Annotated in this window: 14 protein-coding genes; 11 read left to right on the top strand and 3 right to left on the bottom strand. The window is 57.9% G+C overall.

Going from position 1 to position 13,705, the window contains the following annotated elements; translation table 11 throughout:
- The first annotated feature begins 116 nt into the window (after positions 1-116).
- On the top strand, positions 117-344 hold the full coding sequence (gene rpsU, locus RS75_RS01060; RefSeq protein ID WP_003498359.1) for a 30S ribosomal protein S21: 228 nt from the start codon (positions 117-119) through the stop codon (positions 342-344).
- A 133-nt stretch (positions 345-477) separates the two neighbouring features.
- Positions 478-1,374: a tetratricopeptide repeat protein gene (locus RS75_RS01055; RefSeq protein ID WP_045016513.1), complete on the top strand. Its 897-nt coding sequence runs from the start codon at positions 478-480 to the stop codon at positions 1,372-1,374.
- 71 nt (positions 1,375-1,445) lie between these two features.
- On the opposite strand, the gene RS75_RS01050 is transcribed toward RS75_RS01055, so the two are convergent.
- Positions 1,446-1,712, bottom strand: a complete 267-nt coding sequence (locus tag RS75_RS01050; protein ID WP_045015683.1) for a DUF6074 family protein — start codon at positions 1,710-1,712, stop codon at positions 1,446-1,448.
- Between the two features lie 339 nt (positions 1,713-2,051).
- Between RS75_RS01050 and RS75_RS01045 the strand changes: the two genes are divergently transcribed.
- The gene (locus RS75_RS01045) at positions 2,052-2,330 is read left to right on the top strand and encodes an exopolysaccharide production repressor protein (RefSeq protein WP_045016510.1); all 279 of its coding nucleotides are present in this window, start codon (positions 2,052-2,054) and stop codon (positions 2,328-2,330) included.
- 109 nt (positions 2,331-2,439) lie between these two features.
- On the top strand, positions 2,440-3,432 hold the full coding sequence (locus tag RS75_RS01040) for a glycosyltransferase family 2 protein (RefSeq protein ID WP_045016509.1): 993 nt from the start codon (positions 2,440-2,442) through the stop codon (positions 3,430-3,432).
- Between the two features lie 152 nt (positions 3,433-3,584).
- Here the strand turns inward: RS75_RS01040 and RS75_RS01035 are convergent, their stop codons facing one another.
- Both RS75_RS01035 and RS75_RS01030 read right to left on the bottom strand, forming a co-directional pair.
- Positions 3,585-4,538: a polysaccharide pyruvyl transferase family protein gene (locus tag RS75_RS01035; RefSeq protein WP_045016507.1), complete on the bottom strand. Its 954-nt coding sequence runs from the start codon at positions 4,536-4,538 to the stop codon at positions 3,585-3,587.
- Between the two features lie 51 nt (positions 4,539-4,589).
- Positions 4,590-5,555 carry a glycosyltransferase family 2 protein gene (locus RS75_RS01030; RefSeq protein WP_045016504.1) on the bottom strand — a complete coding sequence of 322 codons (966 nt, stop codon included), beginning with the start codon at positions 5,553-5,555 and terminating at the stop codon, positions 4,590-4,592.
- A 119-nt stretch (positions 5,556-5,674) separates the two neighbouring features.
- On the opposite strand from RS75_RS01030, the gene RS75_RS01025 reads away from it, so the two are divergent.
- From RS75_RS01025 to RS75_RS00995, 7 genes are all read left to right on the top strand, one after another.
- Positions 5,675-7,147, top strand: a complete 1,473-nt coding sequence (locus RS75_RS01025) for a lipopolysaccharide biosynthesis protein (protein WP_045016502.1) — start codon at positions 5,675-5,677, stop codon at positions 7,145-7,147.
- Positions 7,148-7,564: 417 nt separating this feature from the next.
- Positions 7,565-8,674: an acyltransferase family protein gene (locus RS75_RS01020; protein WP_045016501.1), complete on the top strand. Its 1,110-nt coding sequence runs from the start codon at positions 7,565-7,567 to the stop codon at positions 8,672-8,674.
- A gap of 4 nt (positions 8,675-8,678) precedes the next feature.
- Positions 8,679-9,470, top strand: a complete 792-nt coding sequence (exoK, locus tag RS75_RS01015; protein WP_045016498.1) for an endo-1,3-1,4-beta-glycanase ExoK — start codon at positions 8,679-8,681, stop codon at positions 9,468-9,470.
- Between the two features lie 66 nt (positions 9,471-9,536).
- Complete coding sequence (locus RS75_RS01010) at positions 9,537-10,718, top strand: glycosyltransferase family protein (RefSeq protein WP_045016496.1); 1,182 nt, start codon at positions 9,537-9,539, stop codon at positions 10,716-10,718.
- A 17-nt stretch (positions 10,719-10,735) separates the two neighbouring features.
- Positions 10,736-11,734, top strand: coding sequence for a glycosyltransferase family 2 protein (locus RS75_RS01005; RefSeq protein ID WP_045016493.1), 999 nt, complete (start codon positions 10,736-10,738; stop codon positions 11,732-11,734).
- On the top strand, positions 11,731-12,675 hold the full coding sequence (locus tag RS75_RS01000) for a glycosyltransferase (protein ID WP_045016491.1): 945 nt from the start codon (positions 11,731-11,733) through the stop codon (positions 12,673-12,675). Before RS75_RS01005 ends, RS75_RS01000 begins: the two co-directional genes overlap by 4 nt.
- On the top strand, positions 12,675-13,694 hold the full coding sequence (locus RS75_RS00995; protein ID WP_045016489.1) for a glycosyltransferase family 2 protein: 1,020 nt from the start codon (positions 12,675-12,677) through the stop codon (positions 13,692-13,694). Before RS75_RS01000 ends, RS75_RS00995 begins: the two co-directional genes overlap by 1 nt.
- Positions 13,695-13,705 lie beyond the last annotated feature (11 nt).

Here is a 13,705-nt window from a genome sequence, read left to right as displayed (position 1 = left end):
TGATAATGCACGTCACCAATCGCACGGCCAAAGCGGTCCAGCGAACGATTTTGTGTTTGCCCGCGAATGCCTTTATTCGCGCAGCAAGATAACCGGTTAAAAGGAACGGGATTCACGTGCAGGTACTAGTCCGCGACAATAACGTTGATCAGGCGCTTCGCGCTCTCAAGAAAAAGATGCAGCGCGAAGGCATTTTCCGCGAAATGAAAATGCGCGATTATTACGAGAAGCCCTCCCAGAAGCGCGCCCGCGAAAAGGCTGAAGCTGTTCGCCGCGTTCGCAAGCTGGCACGCAAGCGTGCACAGCGCGAAGGTCTGGTTGCAGCTCCGCGTGCAGGCCGTTAATAGGCCGTCTTTTAGACGTTTTTGAATGGTTGTTGGGCGGGGGCGATCAATTCGCCGCCGCTCTTTGTGTTTGTGGCCGGAGAATGTTCTTGGGAACGATTGTGAGACCGGCCTGCGAGGGAACCCACGCCGAATGACCGCTGTTGATGCCTGTGTTGTGAAAAACTCCGATGCCTCCACGCGCCGGGTCGCCCTGAAGAACAACAAAAGATTTCGTGTTTCTCTCGTCGTCTGCACCGTCCTTGCCGGCCTTTCCGGCTGCGCGACGTCCAACCAGACCGACGATGTCTTCCGGATTGACCGCGCACAGGGCTCGCAGGAAAATATCGCCTCGCTCACCTCGGTTATCAACGCCAATCCGCAGGATCCGGAGGGCTATAATGTCCGTGGTTCTGCCTATGGCCGTGCCGGCGATTCGCGCCGCGCCATCGAGGATTTCAACAAGGCGCTGCAACTGAACCCGCGCTTCTATCAGGCCTATGCCAACCGCGCGCTCGTCTACCGCAATTCCGGCCAGCAGCAGCAGGCCTTGCAGGATTACAACGCCGCCCTGCAGATCAATGCGAGCTATGATGTGGCGCTGATCGGCCGCGGCAATCTTTACCGCCAGTCCGGACGCGTAAACGAGGCTTTCAACGATTTCTCCCGCGCCATCGAACTCGAAACCACCGATGGACGCGCATGGCACAATCGCGGCCTGATCTACCAGCTGCGCAACCAGCATGCCCAGGCCATCGAGGACTTCTCCAAGGCCATCTCGCTGTCCTCGACATCGCCCGAACCCTATAACGGTCGTGGCCTTTCCTATGTCGCGCTGAACGACGACGAAAACGCCTTCGCCGATTTCAACCACGCTATTTCGCTTGATGGCAATATCGCGGAATCCTGGGCCAACCAGGCGCTGGTCTATGAGCGGCGCGGCGAGATGGCCAAGGCCGCCAAATCCTATTCACATGCGGCGCGGCTCGACCCGAAATACAAGCCGGCACTTGACGGTGTTGCCCGTACACGCGGCGCCAGCGCCTCCTGATCAAACAGGCACGAACAAAAAAAGCCGGCGGTGTGACACCTGCCGGCTTTTTTATGGGAAACGCTGATACCTCAATGGCTGTCGCGGCGCGCCTCGGGAGCGGCATCACCCGTCCACAATTCCGCCTGCACCGCATTTTGAAACTCCATGACCTCGCGCCGCATAGCGGCGTCCTCATAGCCGAGGCCCGTCAGATAGGCAGCCAGTTCACGGCACTCCCTGCGCCAGAAATCATTCGCCTCCACACCATGCAGCCGGTCGAGCATGGTTGCGCACCGTTTTACATTGGCAATACGGTTCTTTGCCGGAAAGGCGATTACTTCCGAATTCGTCGTCACGCGGGCACCTTGCTCTTCGAGGAATCAATACCCACTTTTTAAAGGCTGGATGGTTAACGAAGTCTGCAGAGCGACAGAGAAGGCTGGCAAGGCCTTGGACCAACGGGCTTTTTGGCCCTGTCAGACGCCAAAATCTGCGGTGAAGACTGGCCGGGTCCCGGCAAAACGACAATTACCAAGGAATTTACCATTCAAGATTACCGAAATTTCACGTCACGGGAGATAGAAGAAGTATATGTGTGTTGAAACAACACCAGTCTCATCGTATATTTCTTGCAAAGAAAAAAAATGCCGCAGCGCAGCCAAAAACGGAGAAGTCGTTCTCGGGAGGAGAGCACCATGTATGCACCTCGTGTCTTTTTCAGCATGATCGGTGCGTTGCTTATCTTTGCGGTTGCTACATATTTCATTCAAGGGTCGTTCTATACGGCGTTCATCCAGACGCTCATCTGCGCCGTCATTCTGCAAACCGGTTATTTTATTGCGATTCTGGTTCTGGTCGCCCGGGAAAAACGCCGGATGCGAGAAACCTTCCTGCGTGATCGTACCGCCGAAACCTTGGCGGCGGAAACCGCAAACAGCGCCCCGCCGCATGGCGCGAAACTGACCGATATGTGACTGCCCGCGCACATTCTTTTATTGCGGCGCAAAAAATCGCTTGCATCCACACCCCTGACACTTTCTGCTGGCCAAATCCTGACAGTTCGTCAAAGCAGAAGGACAACACATGGTCAGCGGTTCACAACCCATTTGCGTCATCATCGCTGCGAAAAACGCATCTGAAACAATAGATATCGCCATCCGCTCCGCCCTTGTGGAACCGGAGGTCGCCGAAGTCGTGGTGATCGACGATGGCTCCACCGATGCGACCAGTGATGTGGCACATGCGGCCGACGATGGCACGGGCCGCTTGAGGGTCGTGCGATTCGAGGTCAATCGCGGCCCCTCGGCTGCCCGCAACCATGCGATCTCGATTTCATCCGCACCGCTCATCAGTATTCTCGATGCGGACGACTTCTTCTTCAGGGGTCGTTTCGCCGCCATGCTCGCCGATGATGACTGGGATCTGGTGGCCGACAATATCGCCTTCATCCAGCAATCGGTTCCGGGCGCATCGTCCATGCAGCCGGCCCGCTTCGAACCGCAGGCGCGGTTTCTATCGCTGACGGAATTCGTGGAAGGCAATATTTCCAGGCCAGGCGTGGAGCGCGGGGAAACCGGCTTTCTGAAACCGGTGATCCGCCGCGCCTTTCTGGACAAACATGCGCTGCGTTACGACGAGCGCCTGCGTCTCGGCGAAGACTACGAGCTTTATGCGCGCGCTCTTGCCGCTGGTGCCCGCTATAAGGTTATCCGCCATTGCGGTTACGGGGCGATCGTTCGTGGCAATTCGCTGAGCGGGCGTCACAGCACTGAGGATCTTCGCCGTTTATACGAGGCGGACAAGGCCATTCTTGCCGGCTGCAAGCTTTCCGCTGGCGAGACGGCGATCCTGCGCGAGCACGAAAAACATGTCCGCGCCAAGTTCGAGCTTCGCCATTTTCTCGATGTGAAAAAGCAGAATGGCATGGGCGGCGCGCTGACCCACGCTCTTGCGCGCCTGCCTGCCCTGCCCGCCATCACACGCGGCATCTGGACCGACAAGACCGCGCGTTTTCGCAAACCGGTGCAGCCGGTGCGAGACGTCCGTTATCTGCTGGACGGCACACCGGTTTCGTGAGGGAAGAGGCGCGGGGTTTGAGGGAGACAACCTCGCCCAGCACTCCGCCGTCATCCTCGGGGCAGGCCCGAGCATGCCGGCAGAGAAGTCAGAGGATATTATCCTTAAGCAAGGGCGGCAGAAAATTTCCCACCGCACTCTACATTTCACCCCTAGAGATAATCGCGTTTGATCGTTTCCAGAACGGCGGAAAAACGCTCCTTGCGTTCCTCCAGCCTGCCGTCCGGGCTAAGACGCGGCTCGGCACGGCTCGCCTGCCAGAGCGCCAGCGTGGAAGGTGCGGCCAGCACCTGTTTGGCCAGTTTGCGCAGCGATAGGGATTGCGTTTCCTGCGGCCGCACCAGCACATCCCCCTCATGTGCCGGGACGGAAACGGTCTCTTCAATGACGGGGGCTGGCGGCGGCGGGAAATTCATGCCCCAGAAACGCGACCCTTTTTTCGCCGCCTCGGCGCGGGTCGAAACAGGCACGTAACGCGGCTGATATTCCACGCCGACCGTGCCTGCCCAATCGCTCCATTTGAAGCTGTTGATCGAGGGGGATGTGCTCACCGCCACCCATGGCACGCGAAACGCATCGGCGAGAATGGCGCCATGCATGGATTCGGCCACGATGAATTCCGATTGGGCGATGGCGCGGATGACGGATTTTGCCTCGCCGCGCGGGTCGAGATAGGTCAGCCCGGCCGGTTCGCAGACCGTTTCCCACATGCCGAATTCCGCCGATTCCCAGTGGGGGACGAAGGTCTTCTTATGAAGTTTCGGCAGCCCTTTGAACTCGGGCATCTCGGTTACCATGACGGCGGGATCGACAATGCCTTTTTCCGGCGCAAGCCCCAACTTGGCTGCGGTTTTTTCGCCGCGTACGCAGCGTATGTCCCAAAACTCGGTGCTGGTGTCCGGCACCGCGCCGTAGCCATAGCCGCTGCCGATCACCAGCTTTTGCTGCTTTGTGGGCAACAGGGTATCGTTGAGAACCGTGCCGACACCCACAAGCATTACGTCGTCATGCACGTCCCGCAGACCGGGGAGCAGAAAATCCCACAGCCACAGATTGAGATCGTCACCGAAATTGCCGTGATGCGATTCCCAGTGGTAAGGTTTCATGAGGTCACTCCTGGGTAAAAAACATATAAATTCTTGCGGGCGAGAATTCGCTCATCTTGTCCGCACGATTTTGCCTGCGCCGAGCTCAAAAGCGGCACGCAGGAGTGCCGGATCGCGCATCGCCCACTTCAGCAGCAGTCCGAATTCGGGCACCTTGCGTCGTTTCAGATTGCCCGCCTGGCTCCAGAGCGCCTGTTTCCGCGCCGTGTTTTTATAGGAAGCGATCGATGCCACATCGGCCGGCCGCCGCGAAAAACGCCCCTCCAGCGTATCGAGCGCCACCCAGGTATTGAACTGCTGGCGCAGGAATTCAGGCGAGGTATTGTCGATGCTGTGGAAGATATTGACGCCCATGCCGCGCATGGCGCCCGCATCGTCACACAGAAGCGTGCGCTTCGATGCGAGGATGGAATCGCAAAAAAACAGCACATCTTCCGCCGCAAGCCGGAGCGCCGGATCGAAGCGTATCTTTTCAAACAGGGGACGGCCGATCACCATGCAGGAGAGATGCAGGAAGCTCCAGTTGCGCAGCATCACACTTGCCAGATCCGGCAGTTCAATCACCAGAGGCCGCTCCGAAAGCCGTGCGGCACCCTCGTTCTTTTCCAGTTCGGAAATGGCGAAATGGTAATAAAATTCGTCACTTGCCTGCATGGATGCCCAGTAGCACTCACCACCAAATGTCGTGAGCGCAAAGGTCGCGTTCTGGAGATGATCGGGCGTCCAGATATCGTCCGAATCGAGAAACGCCACATAGTCGCTGCCGTCAGGAACATGGTCGAGGCCGGTATTGCGTGCGCCGCCCGGCCCGCCATTGGCCTGCTTAATGACGATAATCCGGTCTTTCTGCGCTTGCGAAAGTTCTGCAAGCTCATTGTCTATCGGATATGGCGATTCGTCATCGACGATGACAAGATCGAAATCCTGGTAAGTCTGCGCAAAAACCGATGCGAGCGCACGTCCAAGAATTCCGTGCTGCTTTTGATAATAGGGAATGACGACAGTAAATCTTGCCATTGTTTCGCCCCTTGCGTTGATCAAGAAGTGTCGGGCCCGATCCTAAAAGCGGCCCCGATGGTATCGGCAACTCCCCACCGGCGTTCCTCCCCGCCGGACTCCAGAAACAGGATGCTTGTATGCCCCCAGCTCCAAATGTAAAGACCATCACAACGAATGTCGGCTGGAGCGTCCTGTCTAAGACAGGGACATTCGGGCTTAAATTTGTCACGGTCCCAATTCTCGCGCGACTGCTTTCACCGGAAGAATTCGGTGTGGTTGCAGTCGGCCTTACGGTTGTACAGTTCCTGACCATGATCGCCGGTGCAGGGCTGACCTCGGCGCTGATCGTCGAAAAAGAAGAGGATATGGACACGATCCATACCGTTTTCTGGGCAAATCTGGCCATTTCCTGCACCATGGCCGCCGTTCTCTACACCTTCGCGGAGTTTTTCGGCGGACTTCTGGGTGCGGTGGAAAGCGCTTATCTGCTGCGCATCATGGCGTTTCTCATTCCGCTACAACTTGCGGGCGATGTCGCCTATTCGCTGCTTGCCCGGCGCATGAACTTCAGCCAGGACGCATTGTGGAGCATGGCGTCCGAAAGCATCGCGGCGGTTGTCGCTGTGGCTATGGCCCTTCTCGGCTTCGGCGTATGGGCCCTCATCATCCAGCTTTTCGCCGCAGCACTCATCAGACTTGTCGGGCTTTACGCCGTTTCCCGCTATTGCCCGCGTTTCGTCATGAAACCGCGCCGTCTGGTGCCGCTTCTCGGTTTCAGTTCCGGCCTGATGGGATCGGAAATCGCCAATTTCGTCACCTTCCAGTCGCCGATGGTGGTAATCGCCCGGCATCTCGGCCTTGCCGATGCGGGCGCCTATTCCGCCTCCAACCGTTTTGCCAGCATTCCCAATCAGGTCGTGCTTTCCGCCGTCATGGGCGTGCTGTTTCCCGCCTTCAGCCGCATGATGGACGATCCGCAGCGCCGGCGGGACGCCCTGATGTTCAGCACGCAGGTGTTGACCGTGCTGCTTGCGCCGATGATGTTCGGCCTCTGGGCCGTGGCCGAACCGGCCATGCTGGTGATCTTCGGACAGAACTGGGCCTATGCCTGGCCGGTCCTCGGTCTCCTGGCCCTGTCAAAGGCCATTCTCACGCCATGCAGCACATTCATTCCCTATCTCAAGGGTGCGGGTTACGGACGCGTGCTGTTCTGGTCGGCGACGATCCGCGCCATCGTCACCACGGTCGCGGTCTGGGGTGCCGCCGTTTATGGCAGCCTGATCGACGCGATGATATGGCTCTGCATTGTCAATGCAGTGACGCTGGTGGCCTATTCCTGGGCCGTATTCAAGGCGAGCGACACACCCTTTTTCCGCGGCCTCTATATCAGCAGCAGGCCGATGATAGCGGCGCTGGCCATGGCCGTTTCGGTACGTTATCTGCTTCATATCCTTGCGGAACGTATTCCCAGTGCAACCCTACAGGTTCTCATCGGGGCAGCAGTCGGGGGCACCATCTATGCGGTGCTGATCCTACTGACCGAGCGCGCACTGCTCGGAAAAATCCTTGGAATGGTGAAATCGCGGCGAATGCGCGAAACTACAACCTGAGATTATCATATCTTGACCCGAGATGCCTCATTTCGGCCGCTAACCGGCCTTGTCCGCCACGGGCAAGGCCGGTGTGGCAAAGCGCATAAATCATTTTTTTGCGGTGCAGCATCCCGGCCAACGATAATAACGCAGGCTTCCGCCATTTTTAATGGTTGCGGAAATATATAGTAATATCAATAATTTCAGCTACTTGACTAAAATAATCCGCAGGGAAATCAAGAAAGCCAGACAATCACCCGCAAATTCTAAGCTTGTGTTTTTCCCGCGTCGCCACATTTTACCCTAAAGTCGAAACCAGAATTATGAGTGCGGGCTTAAGTTCGCTCTGGTTGCAACGCGGCGTGGGTGGACGCCGCCCAATTAGGGGTGACTGATGTGACTGTCGATCAGAACCTATCCTCCCGTATCAATTTGATGCGTATATTGCTGATATCTGGAATCGTGTTCGTCCATGTGCCGCACGATGCCGAAACCAGCCCTTTTCTCGGTCTTTACGGCTTCTTCGACTGGCTGCGTATTTTTCTGGGAGATGCGCTGTTCCGTATCGGCGTACCCTGTCTCAGTGCCATTTCCGGATATTTGCTGTTTCGTCGCGGAATGAGCGAATTTGACTATTCGGCGACGATACGGTCGAAGTCGAAGACGGTGCTGCTGCCCTTCCTTATCTGGAATGGCGCCCTGTTTGCCATGGTTTTGCTGATCCAGCTGTTCGATGTCGGCGTGGGTTATTTCCCGGATCTGTGGAACGCCACCCCACGCGAAATCATCAGCCATGGCACCGCGCTTGAAGAGCTGCCCTTGAATGTGCCGCTTTATTTCCTGCGCGACCTGTTCGTCTGTATTCTACTGTCGCCGGTGCTCGCCTTTCTCATGCGCCGCTTTGCGCTGCCGACGCTCGCCCTGCTGCTTTTCGTTACCGCCCTGCCGGATCTGACGATCTTCATCGTTCAGAAAAAATCCATCCTTTTCAGCTTTTCGCTCGGCATTGCGCTTGCGTTGCACCGCGTCGACGTCAAGGCGCTCGACCCTTACGCCTTCCCGATCATGACGCTGACCTTTGTCGCTGCGGCCATGCTGGCAACGGGCCTCTATTTCACCGGCCCGGAATTCACCTTCTGGCTGAACATGTCGCGCAATTTGCTCGCTGTTTTCGGGGCGCTCGGCTTCTGGGCATCGTCGGCGCTTTTGATCCGGAGCAGGCTCGGCAAGCGGCTTTCCGAAACTGGAAGCCTCAGCTTCTGGATATTCTGCGCCCACTATCCGCTGCTCGTCATCATGTGGATGGTGTGGAACAAGGGTGGACCCGATTTTTACCCCGCCTTCTATGTCATCGCCACACTGTCCGCCTTTGTCATTCTGGTGGTGAGTAATGCACAGACCCGCAAATACCTGCCGACTCTCTATGCCGTGCTGACCGGAAGCCGGAACGGCAAACACAAGGCGAGGGTTGACCTTGCGGAAAAACGGACCTCCACGGTTGGAACGCCCAAATCCGAAACACTTTATTCGCAACGACAGAGGTGAACCAATGACAACATTTGTCACCCGCGTTCAGACACGCACTCTTCTAACCGCCGCTCTGCTGGCAATATCTTTCACGACGCCAAGTCAGGCGCAGGAAGGCAACGGCACATCGTTCATCGAGAATTTCGACACAATGGACAGGTCGTTCTGGTACGTCTCCGACGGTTGGAACAACGGTGCGCACCAGAACTGCACCTGGTCAAAAAAACTGGCGACGGTCGAAAACGGCCAGCTGACGCTCGGTTTTGAAGAAGGAAAAACCGGCGATCGCAACTTCGCCTGCGGTGAAATCCAGACCAAGGGGCGATATCGCTACGGCACCTATGAAGTCCGCATGAAAGCCGCCACCGGCTCCGGGCTGAACTCCGCCTTCTTCACCTATATCGGCCCGACCGACAAAAAGCCCCACGATGAAATCGACTTCGAGGTGCTGGGCAAGAATACGGGCAAGGTACAGCTCAACCAGTATGTTTCCGCCAAGGGCGGCAATGAGAAGCTGGTGCCGGTGGAAGGCGGAGCCGATGCCGGCTTCAACGATTATGCCTTCGTGTGGGAACCGCAGCGCCTGCGTTATTATGTCAACGGCAAGCTCGTCCACGAAGTCACGGATGAGACGAAAATCCCGCAGAATGCCCAGAAGATTTTCTTCAGCCTGTGGGGAACCGACACGCTGAAGGACTGGATGGGCGCCTTTTCCTATTCCGGTGCAACCCAGATGACCATCGACCGGTTCGCCTTCACAGCACTCGGCGACAAATGCCAGTTTTCCGAATCCATTGCCTGCGCCCTCAACTGACGGCCTGCCTGAACCAAAACATGAGCTGCGGCGTCTTCGACGTATGAAATCAACCGGAACCCATGCATGACCCACGTTCTTTATCTCGCGCATGACCTGTCAGACCCCGCCATTCGCCGGCGGGTGCTGACCCTGCTTGCGGGTGGGGCGCGGGTCACGTTGGCGGGCTTCCGGCGCGGGCAGAACCGGCTTGCGGAAATCGACGACGTCGTGCCCATCATTCTCGGAGAAACCGCCGATGGGCAGTTTCTCCAGCGCATGGCGGCCGTCGCCAAAGCCAGCCTCTCGCTTGGCAAAGCGTTAAGCGGCATCCCGGTCCCAGATGTCATTCTTGCCAGAAACCTGGAAATGCTTGCCCTGGCGAAACGTGCGATGTCGCTCTACAATCGGCAACCGGCACTGGTTTACGAATGTCTCGATATCCACCGCCTGCTTCTCAACAGGGGCAAGGCCGGGCAACTCCTGAATGCGGCACAACGTTATTTCGCCCGCGACGCCAAACTGCTGGTAACGAGTTCTCCGGCTTTCGTGGAGCATTATTTCAAACCGGTCTCCGGCCTTAACCTTCCCGTGCTGTTGCAGGAAAACAAGGTGCTGGCGCTCGATGCCACCGTCACAACCACGCCGCAACCGCGTCCACCTACCCCGGGCGAACCCTGGAAAATCGGCTGGTTCGGGGCGCTTCGCTGCCGCAAGTCGCTCGAGATCCTCGCCGAATTTGCACGGCGTATGGAAGGCAAGGTCGAGATCATCCTGCGCGGACGGCCGGCCTATTCCGAGTTCGCGGATTTCGATGGTTTCGTGGCCGCCGCGCCGCATCTGCATTTCCACGGTGCCTACAGGAACCCCGAGGATCTGGCCGCCATCTATAATGAAGTGCAATTCACCTGGGCAATCGACTTTTTCGAGGAAGGCCAGAATTCGAGCTGGCTACTGCCCAACCGGCTCTACGAAGGCGGCCTTTATGGTACCCTGCCGATTGCACTTGCGGGCACGGAAACCGCCCGCTTCATCGAAAAGCGCAATATCGGTTTTGCCCTGCAAAACGCGGGAGCCGACGATCTGGCTGCTCTTTTCGACAGCATGACGCCGCAAACCTACACGGAAGCCTTCGGCACCCTGTCGGTGCTCGATAAAAAACAATGGCTGACCGACCGCGACGATTGCCGTCAGCTGGTCCAGCAATTGTCCTCTCTCGCTAAATCCGCTTCCGGCCATGCCCGTGAAGCTGCGTTTTCACCCGTGTAATGCGTAGGGGGCACATCATGGAAGGTCTTGGTCAATCCGGCATCAGAACTCTGATCGTCATTCCCTGCCTCAACGAGGCAAAAACGATTGAGGCGCTGCTGCGCAAATTCACGGCTGCAATGGAGGGACGTCTTTTCCGCATCGTCGTTGCCGATGGCGGCAGTTCGGATGGAACCCGCGACATCGTTTCCGCCTTCGTCGCGACGGATGATCGCGTTACGCTTCTTGCAAATCCCAAACGCATCCAGAGCGCCGGCATCAACCTTGCCGTTTCCACCTTCGGCGAAGAGTTCGACTACCTGATCCGCATCGATGCCCATGGTGATTATCCTGATGATTATTGCCAAAAGCTGATCGAGGATGCCGAACGCACCGGCGCGGATTCCATCGTGGTCGCCATGGATACGGTCGGCCACGGCCTGTTCCAGAAGGCAACAGCCATCGCCCAGAATTCCAAGCTCGGCAATGGCGGCTCCAAGCACCGCGAAGGCGCCAAAGGACACTGGATCGACCATGGCCACCATGCGTTGATGCGGATCGCCGCATTCGACGCGGTGGGCGGTTATGACGAAAGCTTCAGCCACAACGAGGATGCCGAACTGGATTTCCGGCTACGCAAATCCGGTTTTCGCATCTGGATGACCGACAAGACCCGCATGACCTATTATCCGCGCGACAGCGTCATGCCGCTGTTCAAGCAATATCTCGCTTATGGCCGTGGCCGCGCGAAGAACCTTCTGAAACATCGCTCGATCCCGAAGATCCGCCAGATGATTCCGCTCGCCGTTCTGCCGGTCTTTATCTTCGCCCTGCTGTCGCTTGTGCATTGGGCAGCGCTTATTCCGCTCGGCCTCTGGATCGCCGCATGTGTGGGTTATGGCTTGTGGATGGCAATAGGACAGAAAAACCCATACGGCCCGCTCGCCGCCTTTTCAGCAATGGTGATGCACCTGGCGTGGTCCACCGGCTTCTGGCTGGAACTCCTGAAATTCCGGGGAAGAAAGGCTGTCTCATGACCGACCTCACCGTCACCGACCCACACAATTTGAAGACCGTCGACATCGGCATCTGCACCTACAGACGCCCGGCGCTGGTCGCCACACTTCTGTCACTCTTCGAGCTGGAGGTGCCTGAAGGTGTGACGGTTCGCCTGATCGTCGCCGATAATGATGAGCAGCCGAGCGCTAAAGCGAGTGTGGATCGACTGCGCGAGACTTCGCCCTTCGAAATCGCCTATGTCCATTGCCCCAAATCGAATATTTCGATTGCCCGCAATGCCTGCCTGTCGGAATGCAATGCGGACTATCTGGCCTTCATCGACGATGACGAGACCGCCCCGCCGCACTGGCTGGCCGCTCTTCTGGAAAAAGCCCAGGAAACCGGCGCGGAAGCCGTCCTCGGGCCGGTGACCGCGGTTTACCGGGAAAACGCACCGGGCTGGATGAAACGCGGCGATTTTCACTCGACGGTCCCCGTCTGGGTGAACCGCGAGATCATCACAGGGTATACCTGCAACACGCTTCTCAAAATGGATGCGCCATCGGTGAAGGATAGGCGTTTCGCGCTGGCGCTCGGCCAGAGCGGCGGCGAGGACACCCATTTCTTCTCGCATCTTCATGCCGCCGGCGGACGCATCGTCTTTGCGGAAAAAGCCGTGCTGTCCGAGCCGGTGCCGGAAAGCCGCGCCCGTTTCATGTGGCTTGCCAAACGTCGTTTCCGCTCTGGCCAGACCCATGGCCGTGTGCTGGCTGAAAAGAAACCCGGCGTGAGACGCGTGATACAGGTGGTGAAAGCCGGATCGAAAGCGCTCTACTGCGCTGTCTTCGCCGCGCTGAACGGTTTCAACGCCGTGCGCCGCAACCGCTATGCGCTGCGGGGCGCCTTGCATATGGGCTCGGTCAGCGGCGCCTTTGGCGTGCGCGAAATCCGCCAATACGGCACGGTGGAGGCAACTTGATGGAGAACCTCACGCCTCAGCCCGGCAGCATTTCCGATCCCGGTCCGGATATCAGCTTCGTCATCGCCGCCTATAATGCCGCCGATACGATCGAAGCAGCCATTCGAAGCGCGCTTGAGCAGCGGGGGGTTACGCTGGAAGTGATCGTCGTCGACGACCGCTCCGCCGACCAGACGATCCCCCTTGTCGAGACCATTACCGCCACCGATCCGCGTGTCAGGCTCCTCGCACTCGAACAGAACCTCGGGCCGGGCGGCGCGCGCAATGCCGGTATCGAAGCCGCGACCGGGCGTTTTATCGCGGTACTCGATTCGGACGATGTCATCCGCCCCGAACGTTCCGCCTGCATGTTGTGCCGGGCAGACGCCGCCAATGCGGTGATCGCAGTCGACAATCTCGATGTCGCCTATGCCGACGGCCGGCCGATGGAGACGATGTTTCCGGAAGAGTTTCTGGAGGAAAGGCCCGTCCTCACCCTTGAGGACTTCATTTCCTCCAACATCCTTTTCCGTTCCACCTTCAACTTCGGCTACATGAAACCGATGTTCCGGCGCGATTTCCTCAATTCGGAAGGCCTGCGCTTCCAGGAGGATATTCGCATCGGCGAGGATTATATCCTGCTGGCCTCCGCGCTTGCCGCCGGGGGTCTATGCGTCATCGAGCCGAAACCCGGCTACGTCTATAATATTCGCGAGGGCTCGATCTCGCGTGTGCTCGAAATTCATCATGTCGAAGCGATGATGCGGGCGGATCAGACGTTTCTGAGCCATTACACGCTGCTGCCAGCCGCCATGGATGCGCAGCAGGCAAGAAGCCGCAGCCTGCGGCTGGCACATAATTTCCTGACATTGGTGGAAGACATCAAGCGACGCTCGATTATCGGCGCGCTGAAGACCACGATCAGAGATCCTGCCGTGCTGGGGCACTTAAGAATGCCCATCGCCGCACGGCTGAGGAGGTTGCGGAACGCGATGTTTGCGCCCGCAACGGATACCGGGGTGAAAAGACAGATTTCGTAAAATCTGTGAGC

Origin of the sequence: Rhizobium nepotum 39/7, from assembly GCF_000949865.1 — a bacterium.
GTDB lineage: Bacteria > Pseudomonadota > Alphaproteobacteria > Rhizobiales > Rhizobiaceae > Agrobacterium > Agrobacterium nepotum.
Note: the sequence above shows the minus strand (reverse complement) of the source record. Positions and strands in the feature narration are given on the sequence as shown.

Bases quoted from the DNA above. Each gene is read 5' to 3' on its own strand.
- RS75_RS01055 (WP_045016513.1), top strand. From the start codon at position 478: ATGACCGCTGTTGATGCCTGTGTTGTGAAAAACTCCGATGCCTCCACG.
- RS75_RS01045 (WP_045016510.1), top strand. From the start codon at position 2,052: ATGTATGCACCTCGTGTCTTTTTCAGCATGATCGGTGCGTTGCTTATC.
- RS75_RS01040 (WP_045016509.1), top strand. From the start codon at position 2,440: ATGGTCAGCGGTTCACAACCCATTTGCGTCATCATCGCTGCGAAAAAC.
- RS75_RS01035 (WP_045016507.1), bottom strand. From the start codon at position 4,538: ATGAAACCTTACCACTGGGAATCGCATCACGGCAATTTCGGTGACGAT.
- RS75_RS01030 (WP_045016504.1), bottom strand. From the start codon at position 5,555: ATGGCAAGATTTACTGTCGTCATTCCCTATTATCAAAAGCAGCACGGA.
- RS75_RS01025 (WP_045016502.1), top strand. From the start codon at position 5,675: ATGCCCCCAGCTCCAAATGTAAAGACCATCACAACGAATGTCGGCTGG.
- RS75_RS01020 (WP_045016501.1), top strand. From the start codon at position 7,565: ATGCGTATATTGCTGATATCTGGAATCGTGTTCGTCCATGTGCCGCAC.
- exoK (WP_045016498.1), top strand. From the start codon at position 8,679: ATGACAACATTTGTCACCCGCGTTCAGACACGCACTCTTCTAACCGCC.
- RS75_RS01010 (WP_045016496.1), top strand. From the start codon at position 9,537: ATGACCCACGTTCTTTATCTCGCGCATGACCTGTCAGACCCCGCCATT.
- RS75_RS01005 (WP_045016493.1), top strand. From the start codon at position 10,736: ATGGAAGGTCTTGGTCAATCCGGCATCAGAACTCTGATCGTCATTCCC.
- RS75_RS01000 (WP_045016491.1), top strand. From the start codon at position 11,731: ATGACCGACCTCACCGTCACCGACCCACACAATTTGAAGACCGTCGAC.
- RS75_RS00995 (WP_045016489.1), top strand. From the start codon at position 12,675: ATGGAGAACCTCACGCCTCAGCCCGGCAGCATTTCCGATCCCGGTCCG.